A 26783-nucleotide genomic window follows, 5' to 3' on the forward strand; every position below is an offset into this window, starting at 1 on the left:
TATTAGCATTCATTTGCCTTAACTTCTTGAGTTGTAAACAGGATAAGAGGTCACTGGTGATCAGTAAAATACAGGCTGCGGCTAAGCTCGCGACTACTGAAACAGTAATAGATAAAACGGTAGTCGGCTCCAAGAGCAAAAAGCTTCTAGGCTTAATTAAAGTGAGTGAAGCTAACTTTGTGGCCTATACAGAGGCCACAGTGAAAACCGGTATTGACTTGAATAAGCTGTCTCGAGATGATATAAGAATTGAAGGGAAAGAGATTTCTATTCAGCTTCCACCAGTAGAAGTGCTGGACTTTTCTTATCCATTTCAAAAGTTCGACATTGACAGCACCATACTAAAAGACTCTTGGGTAAACCGATTTGATGTGCTGGACTATGAAGAGTTTTATAGGCAGGCCGAGCTGGATATTCGTAATCAGCTGCAGTACACCGGTATTATTGAGGCTACCCAAAATAAAACTCGAATCATGTTTCAGGGACTATTGAAAAACCTGGGTTATGAGGCTATTTTCATCAAGTTTACGCCTACCGAACAACTATTTCAACCCATAAATATGGAGGGAGAAGAGTAATGTTTTTTACTAAGATTCTAAATGCTATTCCTTTCATATTTCAGGCCATAGTGGTGGTGGTGGCAGTGGTTGTTTTTGCCTATTTTGACCCATTTAATCTCTTTGTAGCTACAAAGCTAAAGCTCAAAGATACGCCTGTAGATGTGCAGAGCATCAAAGATATAGGGCAGCTAATTACAGCTGAGTATTATGGAGAGGTGGTGAGCTCTTATGCTCATGAGTTAAATGAGCTGGACACCACGGCAATAAAAGAGCTGAGTACAGAAATGACTGAGGTCAATAATGATTTTATTAATGCCATTAAATTATTAAGGCAAGCCTATGATAATAAGGAATTTAAGAGAAAAAATGCCTTTGAGGAGTTTGAGAAATTTATGGGTGCAGAATACCTCACTTCCACACATTATGGCATGTATATAACTTACATCTATGTGAAGCTGCAAGATAAAAATTATACATCAAGGCGCCTGGAAAAAAATATCAAAGACAGACAGCATAGAAATCTCATTAAGGATCTTATTACCGACAAGAATGAAGAGGCTTTCAACTCCATTAGAGAAAAAGGTTTTATGAAGACCTTATTTGATAAATACCAATCTGATTTGAAGGATGAAACCGCCAAAAGAAGCAGAAACTCTAATCTGGTAATGCTGGGACGAGGCTGGGTAAAAGCAGGCTTTGATTTCGGCAGTTTTAGTAATGACAATTTTAGGTATAATTCAAGTAGTGGTAGATTGTATATCGTTGGCCTTCAGCCTCAAATCATTTCGGCTACCATTAACCCATGGTTTATTCCAGAGCAAGGTGTAGAAGGCTTTGAGTTCTTAATTGTGGAACGCAAAGTAAAGAGGGATTATAAAGTAGTGCAGATAGTAAAACAGCGCTGCCTGGATGAGCTTATTCGAAAAGCTAATGACAGGGAGATTCTGACCAAAGCCATGGATAATGCCAGATCCTCTTTACAAACCTTTTTCTCTCTTTTACTAGACGAACCTGTGCAAAGTGTGGAGTTCTACGATAATGAGCTGGATTATACCGCCGCCCATATTTTGGAAGATTCTGTCATTAATGGGGAAGAGTTGATACTTATGAATCATCTGATTCAGAAACAACAGATATCAGGCGTAGAAAGTAAAGACCTAATAAAGGCTAAGTTGAAGTTCCTAAGCTTAATTGAGAAGGATACAGTAAAGAAAATAGAAATAGGCAATGAGACCTACGCTGCCTGGTCGGCCAGACTAGCTATGCAGTATGAAATTACGAAAGACGGTATATATGACCAGAAAAGTGATTCTGTGAGGTTGGTTAAGTATGCTCAGTTTTATAACCATATCACTGATACTACCTTGAGAAGTCATTGCCGTTGGTCAGAAGGTGATAGTGCTTACAGTTACATTAAAGACCATAGTAAGCTCTTTTATGGGTATAATCCTGCTTTCATTAATGATTCAACCAGGCTTGAAACACTCATCGGCTCCAAGGAATACGAATGGATCAATGATGTGGGGGGTAAAAAGGTTGGCTATGTTATTGACCTGGAGGAAAATCCGAAAGCTTTTACTCATCTGGTAGACTCTTCCGTCTTTAAAAATGCCTTTAAAAATGACTCTCAGTAGCTGAAATGGGGAAAAACACCCTGTTATATCAAATTTCAACCTATTAATTTCATGTAATTAATTAGAAAAGACTTTTACACCTAACCTGACACCACATGAGGTTTGAAACGCATCCCTTCACCTCTTATGATGGCATGGAATGTAACTTACTTCATGCCATTTCTGATAAAACGCCTAATAAAGGACCGTTGCTTTTAGTGCATGGTGCCGGGGTTAGGGCCAACATATTCAATTCGCCAACAACCACTAACATCATTCAGTATGCCCTGGCAGAGGGCTATGACGTATGGCTGGAAAACTGGAGGGCCAGTATAGACTTTCCTGCTAACGAATGGGACCTGGATCAGGCAGCTATCAATGATCATCCTGCAGCAGTGCGGAAGGTTATTGAGCTTACTGGCAGCCCGGAAGTAAAAGCGATCATCCACTGCCAGGGCAGTACTAGTTTTATGATATCGGCGGTATTGGGTCTTATACCTGAAGTGAAAGTAATAGTGAGTAACGCTGTATCACTTCATCCCGTGGTGCCCTCATATTCGGAGTTTAAAATGAAGGTATACGTGCCTTTGGTTAGTTTACTTTTCACTTACCTAAACCCACAGTGGGGCAAGTATGCACCTAATCTAAAATCCAAAGTCTTAAGATTCATTGTGAAGACATCTCACAAAGAGGATGATACGCTGGTAGGTAAGTTCGTCAGCTTTGTTTACGGCTCAGGCTGGCCGGCACTCTGGGAGTTGGAGAATCTAAACCCGGAAACGAAGCAATGGATACAAAACGAATTCGCTGCGGTGCCGCTCTCTTTCTTTCACCATATGAAGCGTTGCTTGCGAGCAGGTCATCTGGTGTCTAATACTGAGAAGGAAAATACATATGCTCCACATCAATGGAAAACAGATGCTCGGATCATTCTATTTGCAGGAGCTAAGAATAAATGCTTTTCATCTGATAGTCAGGTGAATACCTATAATTACCTCAACAAAATAGCTCCCGGAAAACACAGCCTATATGTGTTGGATGAATATAGCCACCTGGATATCTTCTTCGGACAAAATGCTCACAAAGATGTCTTCCCACTTATGTTTAAAGAACTTAACGCCAACTAGTTATGCCTCCTAAAAGAATAAAGAAATATAAGAACAGATATGCCCTGGTAGATGGCATTCCTTACACCATGCCCATCTTTGCTCAGGATTCACCCGCACTAATGGCAGGCTTTTCCTGTGACTGGGAAAAGGCCAATGCTTTGCTTCCAGGAAATGAGGTGCATGCCTTGAAGTTGCCTAATGGAAAGGCGGTGCTGCTCATAACGGTAATTAATTATCTCAAAACCAGCATAGGTAAATATATTGAATACAGCATAGCCATAGGGTGTACCCATGGTAGTAAGCCTGCTCCTAAATTCCTTAATGCTATGATGATGAAAACCTATGGTACGGGGCAGTATATCCTAGACCTACCAGTAAGCTCTGAGGTATCGGTTAAAGGCGGGAAGGGCATTTGGGGCATGCCTAAGCACCAGGCTAATCTAGACTTTAAAGATGAAGCTACTACGGTGAGCAGCCAGTACGAAAAAGATGGTCAGTTTGCCTTTAGAATAGAGATTGAGAAACCTAAGAATCCATCATTGAAGCTCAAGATTGGTACCACTAACTATTGCAGGTACAGAAACATGCTTATGGCTTCTTATATCTATTTCCAAAGCAAGGCTGGCATCAATTTATTTAGCAAAGCCAAAGGCCGATTATATATTGGAGATCATCCCAATGTATCATACCTGAAGAATCTGGATATTAATCCTGATCCTTTCTTTACCATGTATATGCCTAAGGCTTCAGGCATATTAGATGATCATTTCGACTGCTGGTTCATGACTTATGATACTCCACCTGAAAAAATGACCGAGGGTTTTGAGAGTGTTTACGAACTAGGCTTAAATGAAGATTGGCTGGAGGCACCTTCTGTTACTGATTATCAAAAGTATGGCATATGAAAACGGTATATGCCCTTAATAGAACCTTATTGGCTGCTTGTGTAAGCATGTATTTTGGTACAGGCTGGTCTTTAATCTTGTTTTCGTTTCCCATTGCGCCACAGCTTACCACAGCTAATTACTATAATCAATTTGTGCCTCAGGTAGAAGCTGCTACCGAGTTTTTTACTTACATGACAATGGTGATGATGGTATGTTGTGTGGTTTGGATCATTTCAGAATGGAGAACAACGGTGAAATGGTATCCTATAATCATTTTACTGTTGGTAATACTGGCCACCTTGCTCACTACACAATTCATATTTGAGTATAATGAAAAAATGGCCTCTCACATCACTGATCCAAACGAACTTAAGATCACATTAGATAAATGGATGACACTCAATACTATACGTGTAAGTATATGGACTTTGCAGTGGATAACAATAATGATTTATTACCTAAGGACAGATTTAAAATTATGGCACTGATAAATAAATGGCTCAACTTAATTATTGTCATGATTTCAGTGGCAACATTAGCTTCTGGCCTCTTTCAAATGGTGGCTCCCGATGTAATTATGAATATGATAGAGGCTGATAAAACTGCTACCTCTGAGCATTTCTTTAGAATAGTGGGCATGTTCATGTTTTTGTTTGGGGGATTAATGTTGCACACTATTTATAGCACAGAGCCTGGAAAACCAGCTGTTCTATGGGCTGCATTGCAAAAGATAGGAGCCTTTGTAGGGGTTGGACTAGGGATTTTCCTGGGCATTTTCTCCATGCTGGCGCTAAGTGTAGCTCTTTTTGATCTCTTTTCTGGTGTTCTCTTTCTCTATTACTATAAAAAATTATGAAGACCTTAAGCTATATCCTGTTCTTCACTTATGTGGGCCTGGTAGTGATAGCTGGCTTCTGGGGAGCTTTTGTAAATCCGTATTTCGATCATAGATTTTTATTCGATATACAACTCTATAAACTACCTGATTATCAGATGATTAATCTAGTTAGTCAATACCGATTTTTAAGAGCCCTGGAGTTAGGTTATGGCATTTTTTCCCTAATCTTTTTTAAAGAAATATTTCAGTACAAAATATATAATCACCTTTATCTGGGAATAATGTTCTTAGGAGTATTGGCTCGTTTCTTCTCCATCTTAGTCGAAGGCACGCCATCGCATCTATTTTTGTTTTTCTTAGGCTACGAATTGTTGGGTGTAGTTGTCATATTTTTCTATACCAGAGGCCGCCTTATACCATCTCACATTGTTCATGAATGATCTACTGGACCATAGTGCCAATAGGGCCCTGGTGCTGGCAGGAGGAGGAATGAGAGTGGCTTACCAGGCGGGTATTCTTATGGCCCTTTCGGAAGCCGGCTATCAGTTTAATCATGTAGACGGCACAAGCGGAGGCATATTCAATACTGCCATGTTGGCCTCAGGTTTAGATAGCCGAAATATTGCTGAACGATGGAGAACTCTTAATATTAAATGGTTCAATTCACTGCGTGCTTTTAAAAATTATCTAAAGCCATTCAAGATGCAGGGCTATGCTGATGCCGATAACATCAGAGATAAGGTATTCCCACACATGGGCATTGACTTTGATAAAATCAAACAAAGTCCATATTCCTATAATTTCAATGTGTGCAATTTCTCTAAGAAATCAGTAGAGACAATAGCACAAGATCAGGTTACCAGAGAACATCTACTGGCTGGGGTTTCGCTACCCATTTTAATGCCTGCCTTAAAAATTGGTGATGACTGGTACATCGATGCAGTCTGGGTTAAAGATGCTAATGTGCTGCATGCCAGTAGGAAAGGAGTGAAGGAAATTTGGCTGGTATGGGCCATCGGTAATAATCATCATTATCTCAATGGTGCTTTCAATCAGTATGTTCATATGATTGAAATGAGTGCCGGTGGTGCTTTGCTTCAGGAGTTCGATCATATTAAATCTGCCCCTGAGTTAGATGTGAAGCTACATGTATTGAAGCCCGACTTTCCATTACCGTTAGATCCGGATCTTTTTTTCAATAAAATAGATGCCCGTTCCCTCATAAACATGGGCTATGCTGATGCTAAGAACTATCTAAAAGAGATGAAGGCTGAAGGAGTTCCTATGGATGAATCGGCCACCAAAATGAAGGAGCCAGGTACACGCCTGAATATCCATGCTGGTTTCAATGGAATGATTGAATGGAAAGGTCAGCTTCAGCTGGGTGAAGTGTTCTGCTACTATCGGTTATCTAAGATTGACGGTGAGTTATTCTTAAAGCTCTTCGGCAGTCTTCGAGTAGGTGAAGAGGAGTATCCATTTTATCAAACTAATACAGCCATTGCAGAAGTTAACGGTATAAGATATCTGATCTCTAAAGGCAGTCTCACAATTGAAGGTGAAGGGAAACAAGTCATCATGAAAGTGAAAGCTCCTGGTGCTTTTGATGCTATGATCGGGCTGTCATTTAAGGAGGCAGAGTTAGAAATCGGGGCAGGGGCCCAATCAATGTCCACAATTAAGATGACTCAGTCCATTGGTAGCCGCCTAAAAAATGCTTTTAGGATGAATGTGCTTACCGCCGAAGGCACACATGGTTCCTTCAGTACTAAATTCAATATGATCAATCAACTACAAGAAATATGAAGTTTTCTAAAAAGCCTATGGTGAATTGGTATGACTTAAAGCAGCTTGCTGCCACCGGGGTGAAAACCGTTATCTCCGGTGTGTTCGGTAATTTTGCTGATAAAAGGGAATTCCAGGCCACTTCGGCTAGTGATGAAAAGCCATTCGACTTTTCAGATCATAAAGAAGATGAATTTTGGTTTGACTACATATCTGACCTTGGGGATGGTTTCAACTCTACTTACACCATGGCCCATCTTCTGGCTCAAGATGAACTTCATGTACACAACTTTGTGACAAAACGTGGCCGAGTGCTAATAATGGGTGGGGATGAAGTATATCCTACTCCTGAAAAGCACGAATATGATAACCGATTGAAAGGTCCTTACTTCGCCGCTTTTCCCTGGCGGGATGATGTAGATACCAGACTTTTCGCTATTCCTGGAAATCATGATTGGTATGACGGTCTTACCAATTTTATGAAGGTTTTCTGCCAGGAACGCAGTATTGGAAATTGGAAGACACAACAGAAGAGAAGCTATTTTGCTCTTAAACTGCCTCATAATTACTGGGTTTTTGCCGTTGATATTCAGCTTCATGCAGATATTGATGAGCCGCAGCTCAAATACTTTTGCCATATCTCTCAGCATGATGTGAAGAAGGGTGACAAGATTATCCTTTGTACAGCTGAACCATCATGGGTTTATAAAGCCTGGTCCATGGAAAATACCTCTGATCATAGAATGCAGTTCTTTATCGAATCTATCATCCTGGGTAAGTATAAAAACTACTACGGCCGGCAGCCAGATGACGTGCAATTGGCAGCCATTTTAACAGGTGACATGCATCACTACTCTCACTATAAGGAAGAAAGTAAGGAAAAAAGTCATGACTGCCATCTGATTACAGCAGGTGGAGGAGGGAGCTTTACACATCCAACCCATTTCCTGAAAAATTATGATGACGGACAAATAAAAAGATCATTAGTCAGCGAGCCTTTTCCTTCTAAGAGTCAGTCAAAGAAGCTTGCCTGGTGGAATCTTGCATTTCCTGTTTACAGTCCGCATATGGTGGCTCTGTTTGCTGTGCTTCACCTCATTACTACCTGGTTCTTAGTGGCTTTTAGTCAGGAGCAGGGTAATAGCTTTATACAGAATCTCGGTATGGCCGAATCGGCCAGTGAAATGTGTAGCCTTATAGGTTCTAATCTTATTTATAATCCATCTGCAGTTATACTCAACGTGGTCTTGCTGCTAGGGCTTACTTTCTTCGCAGATACACTTACAGGTAAAGGTCAATACAATCTGATTATTGGCTTTATTCATGGGTGTGTGCAAGTCTTACACTTCTATCTGGTTATCTGCTTATATGCATGCGTTGTGGCAAACCATCTAGATACGGAGGCTTCAGGCCTTGTAAGGCTGCTCATCGGCTTTCTATTTACCCTGGGGTCTGGTGTTACTAGTGCGTTTGTTTTTGGTCTCTACCTGTTAGTAAGCACGCTCATTATTAAAAATCATCCTACGGAGGCATTTTCATCTTTCCGGTGGGAGGGATACAAGAATTTTTTGAGGATAAAAATCACAAAAGACTCTGCTACAGTTTATGTCGTGGGCGTAAAGAAGGTGCCAACCAATTGGAAAAATAAGGGCACTGAGGATCAACCTCGGTATGAAGGTGGCCCGATTAAGATACAGCTCATAGAAGCTCCTTTTGATATTTCACCTCAATCTAATCATTCTATTTAAATCATCTAACCTCAAGCAATATGAAACGATTATCTAAACCATTGTCTAGTCTAAAGCCTCACTATGAGGTAATTGTAGTTGGTTCCGGTTATGGGGGAAGTATCGCGGCGTCCAGGTTAGCTCGAGCGGGTATGCAAGTTTGTTTGCTGGAAAAAGGCAAGGAGTTTACACCAGGTACTTTTCCTAACAGCTATAAAGATGCACAGAAAGAAATGCAGTTTAACAAAAAGAAGCTTCAGATAGGTTCTCAAAATGGATTGTATGATTTTGTAATTGGTGATGATATTTCTGTTTTCAAAGGCTGCGGTTTAGGCGGCACCAGCCTGGTTAATGCTAATGTATCCATAGAGGCAGACCCAAGAATATTTGAAGATCCATGCTGGCCTGAGGGTATCAGAAATGATCTGTTGGCGGTTCATCATGGTGTAGAAAGAGCACGGGAGATGCTTAGGCCCAATCCATATCCGGAAGGAAGGGAAGGCTACCCGATATTATCTAAAACGGAGGCCATGAGAAGCTCGGCCCAGCACATGGATGGTGAGTTTAGAATACTCGATATCAATGTGAACTTTAAAGCAGGGCAGAACCACGTAGGGGTTTATCAGCCCAGATGTAAAAACTGTGGCGATTGTGTTACAGGTTGCAATGAGGGTAGTAAAAACACCACGGCTATGACCTATCTGCCTGATGCATATAATCATGGTGCTGAAATATTCACTGAACTAGGAGTGAATCATTTGGAATATAAAGATGGCAAGTGGCTGGTCCATATCACGGCATATGACACCGGCAGAGAAAAGTTTGATACTCCTCTGATGTATGTGTCTGCTGATAAGGTAATACTTGGAGCCGGTGCATTAGGCAGCACAGAGATTTTGCTCAGATCAGCGAAGAAAGGTCTGAATTTATCCAAAATGGTGGGTAAGCGGTTCAGCGGAAATGGAGACTTTCTGGCTTTTGGCTATAATAACGATGTGAGAATCAATGGCATCGGTCGGCCAGACTCTACCAGTGGTGCCGAAATAGATGATGTTGGTCCATGCATAACGAGTGTAATTGATACGCGCAAATCTTCTAGCCTGGAAGATGGTATGACCATAGAGGAGGGCTCTATACCCAGCCCTATTAAAAACCTGATGACACCAGCTCTGGTAACATTCTCTCGGCTTTCAGGCAAAGACACAGACAGAGGTTTTAAGGACTTTATTAAGGAAAAGTGGCGAGAGCTTATGAGTATGCTGTTCGGCGTTTACAAAGGAGCGGTAAATCACACACAAGTGTATCTGGTCATGGCCAACGATGATGCCATGGGATCTATGGAGCTCAATAACAATGAGGTAGTGATCAATTGGCCGAAGGTTGGTAGGCAAAAGATTTTTGAAAAGATAAGCAATCAGGTAAACAAGGTCAGCAAGGCCCTGGGCGGATATTATGTGAAAAATCCCACCTGGAGCAAACTCATGAACTTCGACCTGATGACAGTGCACCCATTAGGTGGCTGTGTAATGGGAGATGACGCCAGCAAGGGTGTGGTAAACCACAAAGGCCAGGTTTTTAATAGTGACCATGGAACAGGCGTCTATGAAGGCCTATATGTGATGGACGGATCAGTATTACCTCGTTCTGTTGGCACCAATCCGCTGCTCACCATTAGTGGTATATCTGAAAGAAATGTGGCTATCATAGTAGATGAAGCTCAAAAGCAGCTGAGTTATGAATTTCCTGCCATTCCTGATGATCAGTTTAAAGATGAGAAGAAAGTGGCAGGTGTACAGTTTACCGAAACTATGACAGGCTATTTTCTATTGGGTGAAAAGGAGAGTTATGATAAAGGCTTTTCATTAGGCAAAGAACAAGGCTCATCCTTTGAGTTTACTCTCACCATTCAGGTAGATGATATATATGGCTTTGTGAAAGATAAAAACCATGAGGCTGCCATGATTGGCACTATGACGGCACCAAAACTATCACCAGATCCATTGATGGCTGTGAATGGTATATTTAACTTATTTGTAGACGATGATAATGATGCAGGCCATAAAAAAATGCTTTATACCGCTGATTTGATCTCGTCAGAAGGAAAAAAATATAAGTTTAAAGGCTTTAAAGATATTCACGATGACAAGGGTTTCGATGTATGGAAGGATACAACCACTCTTTTTATAGATGTGTTTGAAGATGAGGCGGTTATTGGTAAAGGAAAGCTAAAAATTGAAATCATGGATTTTAAAAAACAGCTCACTACTTTGCGTGCTCTTCATACCAATAGCACTGCAGAAGCGCTAAAAGCTCAGCTTACCTTCGGAAAATTCTTCGCAGGTAACGTTTATGAGAGTTATATTTAGTGATATAATCAACCTGACCTAACCTATGAAACCTACACCCGAAACCTCGGTGAAGTCGCTATCGGCTAAGCTGGCGGTTATACCTAAAAGCAGATTTACAGCGGTTGCTGTGGTGTTGCTGTCGTTACTGATAGGTCTGGGTACGGTTTACTATTTTCATATTCAAAAGGAGCAGGAGGCCTATATTGATTACCGATTCCACAGGCTCTCTTCCATGGCTGATAAATGGGAGAAAATGGTGGGTAATTACGAAAGGAGTGTAAAAGCTGGTTACAAGCCTTTTCTGAATAACAAAGACACCGCAAAAATAGAGCGTCAGGCAGAAATGAGCCCTATGGCCAATTTCCCTGTGGAGGCATCAGCACAAAATTTATACTGGAAAAAGATATTTGACGAGTTTATCATTGTGAAAGATGATGCTCCTCAGTATCAATCTTTTAAGTCTCAAATTTCCATTGGCAAGACTATCCCTAACGATTCTGCACTCTCGGTTCTGGGCGACCTAAAAGAGGTGAAGGTACGTGGGCAGATGTATTATGCTTTTGAGCATCACTTCACCATAAAGTTTAAGAACGAAACCCAACCCTGGATGATGGTAGGGCTGGTTAACCAACACAGTTTTCAGTCAGCCACCAAACGACTGGATATTTGGGTGCTACTCATTCTAGTCGCCTTGTTGTGTCTTATCATTCTTGGTTTCCCACTGATTAAACTAATTTTCATAAGTGAAATAGAAAGGTTGAAGAGAAGTGATGTGGTACTGGCGGGTATTTCTGTGGTTCTGGGGGCACCGATTATAGTCACGCTATTTTTAAATGGCTTCTACTACATCAATCAATACTATTTTGGTGTTTCAGGCTCATTGTCAGATCTGGCGAATAAGATAGAAACCAATTTTGATAAGGACATTGATAACGAACTTACGCTTTTAGATAGCTATGACTCCAATGAGCAGTTTATAGCCATAGATACTGTTCGTAAGAAGTATACTGGTATTTTTAAAAACATCTCTCATATTCACCCGACTGATGGATTGATTGATCAGGTAGAGAATTTTCCTTTAAATCAGCAGGTGACTACCAAAAACTCTAACCTCAGCCACCGTGAATACTTTAAGGCTTATCAGAATAAAGAGTTTTGGCATCGGGAAATTGATGGTAAATCATATGACTATGTGGTGCGCCCGGTTATCTCACTGGAACAGAACGCTGAAGAGTCAGTTTTTGTACTACCCGGAAGAAACGAGCTTGAAACACCTGATCATAAGCATGAATATCCGCTAGTGGCTAGTGTGGAGCTACCGTCGGTTCATAGTGCCGTCCTGGCTCCCGGCTATAGTTTCATGATTATTGATCAGGATGGTCTGGTGTGGCATCATTTCGAAAAGGGCCGCAGTTCATTGGAGTATTTTCTTGAAGAAACTCGTGACCATCAGTTGTTAAAGGCTTCCATCACAGGCAATATTGAAGCGGAGCATCTGATCAATTATCAAGGGAAAAACTATCTGATGAGGATAATTCCCATGAAAAGTAAGCCGCTTTTTGTAGTGACCATGTATGATGTGGAGTTCCTCAGATATCGCATATCAGAAATACTTAGTCTCGGTAGTATCGCTATCATTATTGCCTTTATTGTTACTGGCATATTCACAGTGATAACCATTCTCAGGCACAATCAATATAACGCTCATAAGTATAAACTCTTTAGCTTTTATTTTCTGGAACCACGACTTTCAAAAAAGCATGACTATATTCTTATAACGCTGATTTTTATTTTCTTTATGCTCATATTGGCGGCTTTTGCCTTCTTTGGAGGTGGACTTAAACCATCCGCAGTTTTTGTGGGCAATATGCTTTTAATGGTGTGGGGCTATTGTATTGTGTATCAGATACTTGTGCCAGGTGAGCATTTTACCAAATTCTTGCTTTTGATTGTGATTGCTCTTATTAATTATTTCACTGAGCACAGTATCAAGATCATTGTTATTCAATTAATATTTCTAGTTACACTTGGGGTAGTTACGGTTTTTAAGGATCGCTTATTACAATGGATTGAAAGAGCAGTGGTGCACATTCCGTGGGGTAGGTACCAAAACTGCTATATCAACTTCCTTTTTGTCTGGCTCATATTTACCTCTATTTTTCCAGCCTTTAACTATTTCATAAAGGCTCGGCAAATTGAAGATATCATTTGGATGAAGTATGCTCAGGTGCAGATGGCACATGCTTACAATGATAAACTACTCAATCTGGAAGCTAAGGAAATCAGCAACTTTGATTATGTGAATAATGGCATCTATTTCGTGAACAAAGACAATAGCTTCAGGGGTGCCGGCTGGACTGATCTGGATTCAGGTGCCGTGAAAAGTAAGTTCCGATCCATGCTGTTTAAGTATAGACCAGTATATGGCAGCTTAACTGCTGAAACACAGCCTTTTGTATTTCTAGGTGCCGATAATGCGGCTTGGAAATGGAAGGAAAACGGTAACGAGCTACTGTTCCGGTATAAAATGAAAGTGCCTAAAGACTTTACTAATGACTTCTCAGATAGCACCTATCTATACATGACGTCCATCATACCGGGCATTCATCCGTTAAAAGGATCAAGCAGCCAGATGACGTTTGGCTTTATCATTTTGGGGTGTGCTCTTTTATTGGCCCTTCATTTTTTGATCACCTTTTTTGTGCAACGCATATTTGGCATATCTCTGCTACAGCACCTTAAAAGGAATATTGATTCTAATAGAAATGTTAATATCAGATCCAAAAATATATTACTGATAGGCGTGACTTATGCAGGTAAACATCTGCTCTGTGACCATTTGGTGAATGGAAAAAAGAGGGCTGAACTTTCTCTTCTAAAGTTGGAAGATGCAGCTGTTGATGATGTGCTGAATATCAACCTGCTTATGAAAGGGGATGGAGCCACCGATTGGAAAGATTATGATGTTTTTATCATTAAGAACTTTGAGTATGGTTATCAATCGTTATTGCTTAATGGTTTGAAAATCAAATTGTTAAAAGAACTTATTGATGAGAGAAAAAGAATAATTATCATTTCAAGTATCTATCCTAAACAGATTCTGGATTTCTATAATGCACAGTTAAAGACCTCTGAAAAACAGGAAGAACTGATTCATCAGCGAGCCACATGGAAATATCTTTTGGGATCATTTTCAGAGATTATAAAACCGCTGAATAACAATGTGAAAAAGGTGATCAGTGCATTTAATGAAGTTGATTTAAATCTTACCGGTTGGGAAAGAAAAGAAGCTCTGAAGAAGCTAACCCAGGAGCTCGGCTGTGGTAATTTCCTGCCTACATTGACACGGCCTGTGTTGGAGATGTCTCTTAAAAGTAATCAAATTGATGATAATCAGCTGATTATAAGTGCGAATAGCCTGGCCTTTGGTTATTATAACTCTATTTGGAACTCGCTGGAACAACGTGAAAAGTTTTTGGTCTATGATATTGCTGTGGACGGTTTTGTGAACCTAAAAAATGATAAGGCCTTGTATTCATTGATGAGAAAAGGCATTGTAAAGTTTGAAGACCGCCCGCGTTTATTCAACGATAGCTTCCGTAACCATATCATGAGCTCGGTAAGGAAAAAGGAGGCCAATGAAATGGCCCAAAAGATCAAAGAGCAGGGCAGCTGGGCTTCTGTAAAAGTAATCCTGTACATTGTAATAGCGGCCATAGCTGGCTTCTTGTTTATCGGTGAGCCCAGCTTTGTGGAGGACTTCAGCACATTTTTAAGCATACTGGCCGGAATAGCCACAGTGATGCCATTGGTGAGTGGTATGTTAGGAGGGAAGGTGGAATAGTTTAATTTTTTAAATTACATTGTAACTTGAATTGATCCTATGGATGAGTTCACTCAATTTAAACTACTTCCTTGTGAATAAGTTATCTATCATTATTAGCATTCTGGCCCTAGCCGGTTGGCTTATCTACGGTCAGATTAATTCTAGTCCCACTCAGACAGAGGAGTTTGTCCAGAAAAATTATTCTACATTTTATAAATATAAAGGTGAACCAAAGCTTCATCATAGGGCTGGTGATTATGAAAAATTGGATATAAAATCGATTTATGCCAATAGGATTGCTAATTACAAGGAGAACAGTCAAAAGTTGTCATCTATCATTCAGTTTATGTCTGGGATGCTCATTGTGGGGCTGTTGATGCTTTTCTTTAGGCCTAAATCGTTGCAGCTACCCGTTGTATCAATAAATATACCTGATACTCTATTATATCTTGCTGTGCCTATTGGCCTGGTTTATTTATGGCTTCAGTTTGGTCTCATGCTTAATTCTGGTATTGATTCAAGACTGGCTTTGCAGCATATGACCGAATTGCTGGAGTTTAATGAAGAGACCAATGAGTCAGTATCTTATTTCTATAGTAACGCTAATAATTTCTCCGATAATGGAATCATAGATACCTGGTGCAATTATTACTACAAGGTTTTTAAAGAGGGTGATATTAACGAAGGACATGAATGGCTAGGTATTTTCGGCCTTTTCGGTATTTATGGAGTGTTTATTGCCCTCATTTTTTCAGTAACGTTGCTGCTCATTGCTGAGTTTAAGCTCATCAAAAAAGTAAATGGTATTTGGGTACTTTATATATTCTGTGCAGGTATGTTTCTGCTTTCCAGCGGGGCTTTTATTGGTGAGTTTTTACATGCCTACTTGTTCATCAGTTTTGTGTGGCTATTGGTCGGTATTTTAGTGCTTATCTGGACTATTTACAGAAGGAGAGTATACCAAGGGTCAAAAATTTCGACATAAAAAAAGGTGTGCCAAATCAATTGATACACCTTTCTTGTTGAGGATAAAACCTCTATTGGATATTTTTAGCTTCTTCTACCAGAAGTTCGTTGTCATCTTCTAAGCCCTTAGTAATGAACTCATTAATGCTTTCATTACGCTCTTGTCCATTCTTCAACAGTACTCCCAAGCTGATAGTAACACCGATTCGTGTACCTACCTTTTTAGCCGCCGTGTTAAACAATGGCTCCAACTCATCATAAGTTACTTCTTCTGCAAGCTTAGCTATATCTGCACGGGCAGCTTCCAGCTTAGCGCCAGAAAGATTTGTGTACTTCTTACTGATCTTTTGGATCTCATTAAGCGCACTTCTCTGTGCCTGTGGTTGGTTTTTGTTCACCTTAGGCTGCGGTTGCTGCTGCTCTTTTTTCTCTGGTTGTTGCTTTGCCCATGAATCTCTTAAGCCTACAGTCTTATTGAAAATCAACTTAGAATCTGTAGCGTCTTTATCTAGAGTAAAGTATCCTAGTCTTTGGAACTGGAACTTATCATCAAGGCTAGCTTCTTGTAAAAATGGCTCTAAATAGGCCTCTTTTATTATATTTAGAGAATTCGGATTAATAAATTCCATGAAATCTTTATCACCATGGCTATCAGGCGCTTCATCTAAAAACAAACGATCGTACTCACGAATTTCACCTTTGATGGCATGCTCTATAGAAACCCAGTGTAAAGTACCTTTTACTTTTCTCATACTGGCTTCTGTGCCGCTTCCAGATCTTGAATCGAGATCGCAAGTACAATGAATTTCAGTGATATTGCCATTGGCATCCTTCACCACGGATTCACCTTTTATGATATAGGCACTTTTTAAACGCACCTCCTTACCTAAGGATAGCCTGAAGTATTTGCTATTAGCTTCTTCTTTAAAGTCCTCACGCTCAATGTATAGCTCTCTTGAGAAAGGCACCTGATGTGTTCCGGAATTAGGATCTTCAGGATTGTTCTCGGCTTCAAGCATTTCCACCTTTCCTTCAGGGTAGTTGGTGATTACCAGCTTCACAGGATCCAAAACAGCCATAACTCTGGTGGCGGTTTTGTTCAGGTCTTCACGAATGCAGAATTCAAGTAACGATACATCTGTTACGCTGTCTCTCTTAGTAATACCAGATACTTCACTGAATTTTCGAATGGACTCAGGAGTATATCCTCTTCTTCTAAGCCCTGAAATAGTAGGCATGCGAGGATCATCCCAGCCAGAAACGGTCTTGCTCTCTACCAGCTGAAGCAGCTTACGCTTACTCATAACGGTATAGCTCAGGTTTCTTCTGGCAAATTCGCGTTGTTTTGGTCTAAGCTTGCTGCTATCATATACCTGATCTAGTAACCAGTCATATAATTCGCGGTGAGGCTTAAATTCCAGCGTACAGATAGAATGAGATATCTGCTCCAGGTAATCAGATTCACCATGCGCCCAGTCATACATTGGGTAGATGCACCATTCTGATCCTGTGCGGTGGTGAGGCTTATTTACAATTCTATAAAGTAAAGGGTCGCGCATGAGCATGTTTGGAGAGCTCATATCGATTTTGGCGCGCAATACATAAGCACCAGCTTCGTATTCGCCGTTTTTCATCTTTTCGAAAATCTCCAGGTTTTCTGCTACGCTAAGATCACGGTAAGGGCTTGGCGTACCTACAGAAGTAGGCGTACCTTTCTGCTCTGCCATCTGTTCTGATGACTGAGGGTCTACATAAGCTTTACCTTGCTTGATCAACTGGATAGCCCAATCGTACAACTGCTGGAAATAGTCAGAAGAGTAACATTCTTCAGCCCATTGAAAACCTAACCATTGGATGTCATTTTTGATGGCATCTACATATTCCTGTTCTTCTTTGGTAGGATTGGTATCATCAAAACGAAGATTTACCGGGGCATTGAATTTTTTTCCAAGACCGAAATTTAGACAAATAGAAGCGGCATGGCCTATGTGAAGATAGCCATTAGGCTCAGGAGGAAAACGAAAACGTAATTTCTCCTTAGACAAGCCGTTAGCTAAGTCTTCTTCAACTATTTGTTCTATAAAATTAATTGATTCTGGGCTCTCTGTCATATTACGAAAATTGAAAAACAAAATTACTGCAAATGCAATGAAATACAAGATTAGCCATCAGTTCTATTCACGTATTTTGAAAATAGTACGATGGGTAAAATGCCAATAAGAAAAGGCTGAGTGCTTATTTTGTGACTCGCTTTATTACTTCGGCGGCCATAGTCATACCAAACATGGCAGGCATGTAGCTGATGGTACCATAAAACGACTTTTTATAATTAGAACCATCAGTGAGTTTCAATGATTCTTTAATCTGAATTTCCTCAGAGTAAACGCACAATACACGCTTAACCACACCCTTGCTTTTAAGCAGTTTTCTGAGTTGCTGAGCAAACTTGCATTCACGGGTCTGGCTAATATCAGCTACTTTTATTTTTGACGGATCTAACTTGCCACCAGCACCCATAGAAGAGATAAATTTGCATTTCATTCGTCTCAGTGTCAGTATCATAGACATTTTGGGGACAAAGCTGTCAATACAATCCAGAGCAAAGTCAAACTCATTTTCACGCAGGAAACTGTTCATTACCTCTGGTTCCATAAAGGCATCAACTACCTGAATTTTTAAATCTGGGTTGATGTCTAGAAATCGATCTTTAAGCACATGAGCCTTTTGCTTTCCTACAGTGGAATCTAGCGCCTGTAGCTGCCTGTTTTTGTTAGTAGGATCTACTTCGTCACCATCGATGATGGTTATTTTACCTAATCCGGCTCTTACCAGGGTTTCAGCAGCGTAGCTACCTACACCACCAAGTCCTACAACCAGAATGTTAGCATTTTTGAGCTTGTTTAAAGCTTCTTCTCCAATTAATAATTCAGTGCGTTCTAACCAGTGACTCATTTGCTGAAAAATTCTTTTGCGTTATTGTTCATTTGCTGGCTTAGAGTAGTCATGTCTATACCAGTAGCTTTTGATACCCGCGAATATACATCCTTTATGCTAACATCGGGCATGCTATCCGTTTCTAAAAACAGCCTGTCGTGTGGAAGAGAGCTGAAGAGCTCTTTATATCGATCATCTTTTACAGTGGGCATTATGGAAAGGTAAAACCCATGATCAATGAGCTGCTGAGCCAGTATAGCGTGCCTGCCATAGCCATGAACACACCATTTGTTAATCTCTGGAAACTCCTTTTTAATATGTATGAGCTGATCATAAGCTCTAACGCAATGAATGATGACTGGTTTGTCTAATTCTGAAGCCAGCGATAACTGACTTCTGAGCACATCCATCTGCTTTTCCATTTGAGGCCCTTTGAGATTATCGAGCCCTATTTCTCCCATTGCCAAACAATGATTTTCGTTCAATAGATGAGTCAATACTTGCCTTTGCTCATCATTAATAGGCTCATCTGTCCACCAAGGGTGCATTCCTGCCGTGAAATATTCTCGTTCACGATCCTTTCCCGGGTGTATGGACACAATCTCCATGATTTCATCATCCTGAGTATGTTTCATTCGATGATTATGGAAATCCAGATAGGTCGTGTTAAAGATAGATGCAGCCATATCAGGTTAACAGAAATGGAAAGGGATTGATATTATTTAGCTGAATTTTAATTCATAATCCTCTCCATTGATAATAATATTACCATATGATAAATAAGATGTAGTAAACATCTCCTGTTCTGGATTCAGGTGACTTGGAATAAGCTTTAATGCACAGCGTATATGTTCGTCATGAATAAATGAAGCCTGACTATCGAGGATTTTTATAAAAATGTATTCGCTTTCAAAATCTGAAACCACGTTTAGCTGTTGGTCCAGCTTTACCTTGAACCAATAGGGGTCGTTTTTCTTTTTCTGGTTAATTAAAGTGTGCCTTTCAATAATAGTTCCCGTGCCATGTGTAAATATTTCGGCCAGGTTATGATTATAGGGAGGGCAGTGCAACACTATTTTCTTATCAATATGATTATGTGGTATTATAATATTGTCTCTGAAGATTTGAAGTGGATACTCAGTGAAAAAGCTACTAGTGAATATTGGCCTCCAATAGCCTTTGTGTAGGTCATAGCTGCTCACAGTAGTAGAGTAAAATATTATGATTACACTGGCCAGTGTCAGAGATCCCAGAACACCTTCTAAAGCGTTAAGTTTACCAAAAAGAATTGCGTTAACGACAAAGTTGAATAACAACAATAATGTGATGAAAATTGGAATTCTGAATTTGATGTCATTGTATTTGAATTGCACCTTATAATCAAAATACTTGGAGTTATTAATGGCATTATTAATCAATACTGCCCAAGCCTGAATCATGAAAGGGAAAAAGAATATGAATAGCCAAATGTGATTGTTAAACAATATAAAGTCGTAGAGACCGTGAATAAAGGCGCCAATCATTAGAAACAAAAAGATGAGGAATGCATCTTTCTTTTGGTGTTTATACTTATACAAAATCAAACCATACACCACAAAGGTGGTATCAGCCATGTGACCAACCACTGAGAGTAGGCCACGGCCAATAGAGAGATAATTTCCTAATTCTCTTAAGTACAATAGATTTTCTATAAAGGCGAAACCTAAAGCTGACAGACAGCCATAGTATATGAAATCTATAGGTTCATCAATCTCTTCACTAAACCAAAAGATTATCAAAACTGGAACTAGTTTTATAAGTTCCTCCACCAGACCAATACCTATGGTAGAGTATACAAATAGGTTATAAAACTCATTTTCAGACCATTGTATATTCAGTTGAGAATTAACCAGGTCAGATAGAGGAAAAGTAAAGAATGTAAATAGCATACCCAGGCCTAGTCCTGAGAGTGTAAATGAAAGCTTTTCTCTGTTAAAGAAGTCCAGCGACTTTACGTAATAAAACCAAATTAGCAGAATAGCCAGACCATATAGCAAGCCTACTACATTCATTTCAGTAAATATGCTAAGTACAATGAAGAGATACTTTTCAAAGCCTGTAGAGGATAGCTTGCTTTTTACAGTTTCGGAATGAAATTGGAGAAAAGGTATATCTATACCTTTTTCAGGCAAAATAAAGTATAGGGCTGAACCGACAAATATTAGACTGAGTATGCCTAGAAAAGCTTTGTATGATCCCTGTTTAAAGAAAAGCTGCTTGTTCCTGCTTTTTCTATATTTAATTATTGTAATGCAGGTAATAATGATTAATATCCAAAAAAGAACAACTCCGTAAAGCAGCATGAGATTATAAAAGTAAGTTAAACCGTTAAATCTAAATCACTTAAGTGGAAATCAAAAACAAAGCTCAGGACAATGGTTCCTGAGCTTGTTCAATGGTTTTGTATACTTTTATAGCTGCAATGCAGCTTACAATAGCTATTAATAGAGCACTCTGAATTTGATGGTATGTTCTATATCTTTCAGTGCTTCAATTACATGCGGATCGTAGGCTTTATCAATGTCAGTGATTACATAACCCACTGTTTCATTGGTCTTTAAGTATTGACCTACGATGTTAATATCATGATCTGCCAATACCTTATTGATCTTAGCCAAAATACCAGGCATATTCAAGTGAATATGGATAAGCCTGTGAGCATTTTCCAGCGATGGTAGTTGAAGGTTAGGGAAGTTAACACTGTTAGAAGTACTACCAGAGTTAATGTATTCCATAATCTTATTAGGCACAAACTGAGCAATGTTTTCTTGTGCTTCAATAGTGCTACCACCAATATGTGGACTTAAAATCACGTTTCTAAGGCCTCTCAGTTCAGATACAAACTCTTCGTCATTGCTCTTAGGTTCCTCAGGGAATACGTCAACGGCTGCGCCAGCAACCTTGCCACTTTCTATGTTCTTTTTAAGAGCAGTGATATCTACCACATGTCCACGGCTTAGATTTAGGAAGATGACATCGTCTTTCATCCATCCAAATTCCTGCTCACCGATCATGTCTTTATTCTCTGGTCGGCCGTCTACATGAAGGGTTACGATATCAGACTCATTAAGCAGCTCTTCTAAAGACTCAGCTTTACGAACATTACCTAAAGCTAGCTTTTCAGTAACATCGTAATAACTCACTATAAGTCCCAGAGATTCAGCGATTACTGAAAGCTGAGCACCAATATTTCCGTATCCTACAATACCCAATTTCTTACCTCTGATCTCGAAGCTACCTTTAGCTGATTTATCCCATTGGCCCTGATGCATTTTGCTTGATCTATCAGCAAGCTGACGCATAAGCACGATGATTTCAGCAATAGCCAGCTCCACTACAGATCTGGTGTTACTAAATGGTGCGTTGAATACAGCCACTCCTTTTTTAAGACATGCTTCCAGGTCTATTTGATTAGTACCAATACAGAAAGCACCCACAGCAATAAGTCTGTTAGCATTTTCAAGAACCTTGGCAGTAATATGAGTTTTGGACCTAATACCTATAATAGATACATTCTTAATCTTTTCGCAAAGTTCGTCTTCATCCAGGCCTGCTGGATAAACTTCTACGTTATAGCCTTCTTCCTTCATCAGCTCTATGGCTTTAGGGTGAATATTTTCTAAAAGAAGGACGTTAATTCTGTTCTTAGGGTAGGAGATCGCGGTATTCAAATTATTCAAATATAAAAATTCGTCTAAACTAGGTGTAATATGGTCAGCATTGGCTAGCACATTAGCACGTTCTACATTTTCAGTAAACGCATAAAACTTATTGGCTAAGCCAGAGGCTTTAATTTCATAGTCAGTGTAGCCATCACCAATAACATAAACATCGCCTTGCAGATTAAGTTGCTTCAGCTGCTCTACTTTTCCATTATTGCTGGAAAGTGCGTTGTTCTTGTCATAGCCGATGATCTCACCTTTTTCATCAAACTCAAACTCATTAGCAAATACATTTTCTGCTTTTATGCCATAATCAGTAACTATAGGCACTATGAAATCACGAAAGCCATTGCTAATAATAAAGATGTTATCTGAGTGAGAGGTTAAAAACTCCTTGTTTCTTTTAAAACTCTTCGATACTTTCTTTTTAAGCGCATCTACAAGCGGCGAAAGGTGTTTTTTGTTGGCTCCCAATATCTGAACTCTCTTTTCCAGAGATTCTCTCAAAGTGAGCTTACCACTCATGCCTTCATCTGTAATGTCTTTGATCTTCTGTACTCGTTGGTCTCTTTCCGGGTTGCCTTCCAGCGCAATATCTGCCAGTACATCCAGAGCTTCTACCTGAGTGAAAGTGCTATCAAAATCTATTACAAAATACTTGTTTCCGTTCTGCATGAGTTGCTATATAAATTCAGAACTAAATAACGGGATATACTTACACTTTGAAAGTGTTTTTATAAAAAATATTAATGTTTAAATCTCAATCGATTGAAATTGCTTTTTTGCTAATAATATTTCCCGGCGCAGTTATTTATTCTGACTGAACTTTACTTTTCCAAGGTTTTCAGAACTTCTTTAAAAGGGATGATATAGATATTGTCAAATCCGTTTTCTATGCTGTTGAGTTGATCCAAAGCTGTGTTTAGGTCAGGATTTTTCTGGGAAAATGATCGCCGGTTACTGGTGAAATATAGAAAGCCATCAGGGGAGACCCAGGGGCAGTAATCAAGATATGACGAGTTGATGCCTTCGGGCAGGTGAATGGCTTTTTCCCATTTTTCATTATCACCTTTAAAGCTGATATAAAGATCACCTCCTCCAAGATCATCACTTCTGCCATAGCCAGTGAAAATCATAAATTGCTCATCTGGAGATACAAAAGCATTGAATTCATACCCAGCAGAGTTAATACTTTCGCTCAGGCTATAAGGTTTAGTGTACTGACCATCAGTCCATTGACTACAATAAATGTCTTCTTTTCCTTTGCCTGAAGAGTCATATTGTGCCGTAAAATAGAGGTTTTCATTTTTGGTAACTGAAGGATAAAACTCGTCTTTATCAGTGTTGATTACGTCGCCTAAGTGCTTAGGATTTTGCCATTTTCCATCTTGTTTTTCAATAACCCAAATGTCAAAATCCTTCTTTACTTGATCACCGGAAATGGGTCTTTTGCTGGCAAAGAATAGTTGCTTGCCATCAGGTGAAAAGAATGGCTCAAGGTCTGGAAATTGACCGGAAAAAGGGGCTACCTCAGGTTTGCTCCATTCACCTTTACTTTTAGTCATCCGTAGGATAACGCTAAACTCATTTTTGTAGCTCTGGAGGGTGAAAAACATCTCATTGCCATCAGGAGAAATGGCCATGTCTCTATTCGGGTAAGCGTTAGAAACAATTTCTGGCAAAAAAAGCTGTGGTGAAATTTTGCTTTGGCTCAGAATAGGAGAAGAAATAAATATGGCCAGAAATAGTATCAGCGCAATTTTCATGTGATGGTATTTCTGGCCAATATAGTTAAGATTATTACTTAAAACATCCCGTAAATGGGTTTAATTATCTCTGAAGTAAAACCGTAGCTATTTCAATGGTTTTTATCTCTTTGCTATCATCTTCAATAGTACGAATTTCGAGCTTTTCTACATCAGTGAGTTTTAATTCGGCTTGTCCGGATGCTGTAAACCAAAGCGGATGAAAGCCTGGGTACGGGCGAGGCAACAATAGATATTTAGACGCTTTAAAGGCCTCGAAGTTCACTGAATGCGATTCCAATTTATCATTGAGTACTGTCGAAGCACTGAATGCATATCCATCTTTAGTGATCAACGTGATTTGGATGGGGAGCTTTTTTCCATCTGATGTTCGTCCTTTTATGGTTATTGATGAAAAGCTGTCTTTATCCGTCTGGTTCTTGATTTCATTCCTTATGAATGTTTGAAAGCCTAAAGTTTCTGATTTATCCGTAGCAGACGAGAGTCTCAAGCTCAGCTCATTAGGTGTTGAAGTAGTCTGTATGGATCTCTCATTAGCACTCCATAAATTAGGGTAAACCGTGATAGGTTTCTCCTGAGCAGCATCAAACAATACCACGGGAGTAGTTGGTGTTGATACCCAGAGAGAATAACTGTCATTATGGTAATTGTCCCAGGCCCATATATTAATATTATAACCGCCCGGGTAGGTGTAGGACTCTTCTTTATCTTTAATGGCAATTCTGTATTTGATAACTCCCGGCTTTAAAATATCAGCAGGAACTTCAGCAGAATATTCATAAGGAGAATCCTGCACCATATCAATGGTTTTGTAGACTCCAGACAATGTCCTCATAAGAACGCTTACATGAGCATTACTACTCAATCCCACCACAGTGGCCTTTAACTTTAAAGGTTGCTCTGAACTGACCAAATTTGGAGATTCATGTTTTAGATACACCGAAGTGAATTTCGACTTTGGTGCAACAAATTCAGATAAACCAAGAACACCCATTTTCTTGTTGAAATTCACCTTCTCAGCTGCTTTTTGATTGTTATAAATCAGGTATGTTCCAGGTGAAATACTGAATTTACCATCGCGTGCTTGTTCTAAACCAGAATTACCTTCATTCAAGCCTCTTATGCTAAACTCATAGCCTAGCTCTGTTAAATGAATTGCCATGGCATTCTTTTGCCATTGAATTCTCGTAACCTCTTTTTCGAGAGAAGCCTTAGCAAAAGGATCGTTAATAAAGATGGCGTCAGGCATTACTTCCAGTCGCCAGATACCTTTGTCTATTTTATCTAGAAAGTAAGCGCCTGTTCCTGAGTAATTTATAATAGGAGAGGAGCCCACCCCGGCAATGTGTTTCAGCTTCTTTTCTGATTTCGGTTGACTTTTGGTATTGTTAGAATAATAGAACTCAGTTTGCGAATTCATCTCGCTGAGCTCTTGTTTATAGCTTACTTTAAAGTCTCCAAAAACGCTATCTGCCGGGTAGCTTCCATAGCTTTTTGACCGGGGTAGCTGGTGAAATGCTTTACCGGCAATCATTAAACTGATCGCCTTTTTGGGAGTATATGCCAGGTTTACATAATGAGTTTGATACTCCGTGTTAGCGTAAGCCGTGCCTAAAGGGTCATAAGCAAACTGAGTGGCCCACTGAAAGCCGGCACCTCTGAAACTCTTAGCCATGGCTGGGTACATGTATGAACCCAAAACATCTCCGGCATCAAATTCATAGACCATCCTGGCTTTATGATGAAACTCTGGAATGGTATCGAACGGGATGGCGTAAACATCAACGTTAGGAAGAAAATTACTTTCCAATGTATGGTTAGCCACTAATCCTGTTGGGTACCATTGAAAACTAAAACCATCTACGTTAGCTTTGGCTACGCCATCAGCATGATGAGGAGACTCGCTGATGTTGTAAAATACTGGCTTTGTCCAGCCGGTACTCCTAACGGCAGCGGCCATTCGGTTTACATATTCAGTAGTTCGGGCTTTTTTACCACTATGCTTTGGCTCATTATTAATTTCGGTCGCAATAATGTCATGATCTTCCTGAAAAGTAAGACCAGTATATCTGTTTTTATGTTTGAAAAACTGTTTTAGATAGTTTTCCTGGGCCTGAAATGCTTTTTCATTAATAACCGCCTCTTGTTTATTGTAAATATCTGAAAATGAATGTGTATGCTCATCTGGTTCAGGGTATCCATTGCCCCAAAAAGCAATGGGAGTTACTATTATCTTTATATGTCGCTCTTTAAGCTTGGCAATAAGATAATCGTACAGCTCCAGGTGCTCGTTGTTTTTAAGGTTTCCCAGTGAGTCAGATATTTCGGTGTCCCACACATGTACTCTGAAGGCATCAAAGCCTAAACGTGCCAGGTGATATACATCCTGATCAATAGATGATTTGATGTCTAAGCCCACTTTTTGATGAGAGCGGTAGCCATAAGCAAATGGCAAAGTGTAATTAACGCCAAAAAAGGCCGCTTCCTTGTTATTACTTGTCCATCGTATAATGCCCTCTTTATCTACATACACCGGATTGTTTTTATTCTGAGCATGTAAAGCTACCGAGCTAACCAGCATCAAAATGATTGATACTGATAGCCCTAAGGCCAATTTTATTTTTAAAAAATTCATGAGTAAAAAGTTAATAAAAAAGGCTGCTCAAAAACCAGTAATCCATCTTACCAGGCTTAAGAACAGCCATATACTAAACTACTAAAAA

General features: G+C 39.7%; 19 protein-coding genes. 12 read left to right on the forward strand and 7 right to left on the reverse strand.

Annotated features, from left to right (window positions below):
- The first annotated feature begins 26 nt into the window (after positions 1-26).
- From LVD16_RS15905 to LVD16_RS15960, 12 genes are all read left to right on the forward strand, one after another.
- Positions 27-578 (forward strand): DUF4230 domain-containing protein, encoded by a 552-nt coding sequence (locus LVD16_RS15905; protein ID WP_233769260.1) that lies wholly within the window; start codon positions 27-29, stop codon positions 576-578.
- Positions 578-2194, forward strand: coding sequence for a hypothetical protein (locus LVD16_RS15910; RefSeq protein ID WP_233769261.1), 1617 nt, complete (start codon positions 578-580; stop codon positions 2192-2194). The genes LVD16_RS15905 and LVD16_RS15910 overlap by 1 nt, the downstream gene beginning before the upstream one ends.
- 95 nt (positions 2195-2289) lie before the next feature.
- A complete protein-coding gene (locus tag LVD16_RS15915; RefSeq protein WP_233769262.1) occupies positions 2290-3300 on the forward strand; it encodes an alpha/beta fold hydrolase in 1011 nt (336 codons plus the stop codon).
- A gap of 2 nt (positions 3301-3302) precedes the next feature.
- A complete protein-coding gene (locus LVD16_RS15920) occupies positions 3303-4187 on the forward strand; it encodes an acetoacetate decarboxylase family protein (protein ID WP_233769263.1) in 885 nt (294 codons plus the stop codon).
- Positions 4184-4657: a hypothetical protein gene (locus tag LVD16_RS15925; protein WP_233769264.1), complete on the forward strand. Its 474-nt coding sequence runs from the start codon at positions 4184-4186 to the stop codon at positions 4655-4657. Before LVD16_RS15920 ends, LVD16_RS15925 begins: the two co-directional genes overlap by 4 nt.
- Positions 4648-5025 carry a patatin gene (locus tag LVD16_RS15930; protein WP_233769265.1) on the forward strand — a complete coding sequence of 126 codons (378 nt, stop codon included), beginning with the start codon at positions 4648-4650 and terminating at the stop codon, positions 5023-5025. Before LVD16_RS15925 ends, LVD16_RS15930 begins: the two co-directional genes overlap by 10 nt.
- On the forward strand, positions 5022-5447 hold the full coding sequence (locus LVD16_RS15935; RefSeq protein WP_233769266.1) for a DUF4345 family protein: 426 nt from the start codon (positions 5022-5024) through the stop codon (positions 5445-5447). The genes LVD16_RS15930 and LVD16_RS15935 overlap by 4 nt, the downstream gene beginning before the upstream one ends.
- Complete coding sequence (locus LVD16_RS15940; RefSeq protein WP_233769267.1) at positions 5440-6813, forward strand: patatin-like phospholipase family protein; 1374 nt, start codon at positions 5440-5442, stop codon at positions 6811-6813. Before LVD16_RS15935 ends, LVD16_RS15940 begins: the two co-directional genes overlap by 8 nt.
- Complete coding sequence (locus LVD16_RS15945) at positions 6810-8540, forward strand: metallophosphoesterase (protein ID WP_233769268.1); 1731 nt, start codon at positions 6810-6812, stop codon at positions 8538-8540. The genes LVD16_RS15940 and LVD16_RS15945 overlap by 4 nt, the downstream gene beginning before the upstream one ends.
- A gap of 20 nt (positions 8541-8560) precedes the next feature.
- A complete protein-coding gene (locus tag LVD16_RS15950; protein WP_233769269.1) occupies positions 8561-10885 on the forward strand; it encodes a GMC family oxidoreductase N-terminal domain-containing protein in 2325 nt (774 codons plus the stop codon).
- Between the two features lie 25 nt (positions 10886-10910).
- Entirely contained in the window at positions 10911-14711 is a 3801-nt protein-coding gene (locus LVD16_RS15955) for a hypothetical protein (protein ID WP_233769270.1), read from the forward strand.
- A 73-nt stretch (positions 14712-14784) separates the two neighbouring features.
- Positions 14785-15678, forward strand: a complete 894-nt coding sequence (locus LVD16_RS15960) for a hypothetical protein (protein WP_233769271.1) — start codon at positions 14785-14787, stop codon at positions 15676-15678.
- Positions 15679-15730: 52 nt separating this feature from the next.
- Here the strand turns inward: LVD16_RS15960 and LVD16_RS15965 are convergent, their stop codons facing one another.
- From LVD16_RS15965 to LVD16_RS15995, 7 genes are all read right to left on the reverse strand, one after another.
- On the reverse strand, positions 15731-17770 hold the full coding sequence (locus LVD16_RS15965; RefSeq protein ID WP_233769272.1) for a glutamine--tRNA ligase/YqeY domain fusion protein: 2040 nt from the start codon (positions 17768-17770) through the stop codon (positions 15731-15733).
- A gap of 124 nt (positions 17771-17894) precedes the next feature.
- Positions 17895-18611, reverse strand: a complete 717-nt coding sequence (locus tag LVD16_RS15970) for a tRNA threonylcarbamoyladenosine dehydratase (protein WP_233769273.1) — start codon at positions 18609-18611, stop codon at positions 17895-17897.
- On the reverse strand, positions 18608-19279 hold the full coding sequence (locus LVD16_RS15975; protein ID WP_233769274.1) for a TatD family hydrolase: 672 nt from the start codon (positions 19277-19279) through the stop codon (positions 18608-18610). Before LVD16_RS15975 ends, LVD16_RS15970 begins: the two co-directional genes overlap by 4 nt.
- A 36-nt stretch (positions 19280-19315) precedes the next feature.
- Complete coding sequence (locus LVD16_RS15980) at positions 19316-20764, reverse strand: PrsW family intramembrane metalloprotease (RefSeq protein ID WP_233769275.1); 1449 nt, start codon at positions 20762-20764, stop codon at positions 19316-19318.
- A gap of 309 nt (positions 20765-21073) precedes the next feature.
- The gene (gene serA / locus LVD16_RS15985; protein WP_233769276.1) at positions 21074-22969 is read right to left on the reverse strand and encodes a phosphoglycerate dehydrogenase; all 1896 of its coding nucleotides are present in this window, start codon (positions 22967-22969) and stop codon (positions 21074-21076) included.
- Between the two features lie 152 nt (positions 22970-23121).
- Positions 23122-24060 carry a TolB family protein gene (locus LVD16_RS15990; protein WP_233769277.1) on the reverse strand — a complete coding sequence of 313 codons (939 nt, stop codon included), beginning with the start codon at positions 24058-24060 and terminating at the stop codon, positions 23122-23124.
- A 64-nt stretch (positions 24061-24124) separates the two neighbouring features.
- Complete coding sequence (locus LVD16_RS15995) at positions 24125-26695, reverse strand: cellulase family glycosylhydrolase (RefSeq protein WP_233769278.1); 2571 nt, start codon at positions 26693-26695, stop codon at positions 24125-24127.
- Positions 26696-26783 lie beyond the last annotated feature (88 nt).

Source organism: Fulvivirga ligni (assembly GCF_021389935.1).
GTDB lineage: Bacteria > Bacteroidota > Bacteroidia > Cytophagales > Cyclobacteriaceae > Fulvivirga > Fulvivirga ligni.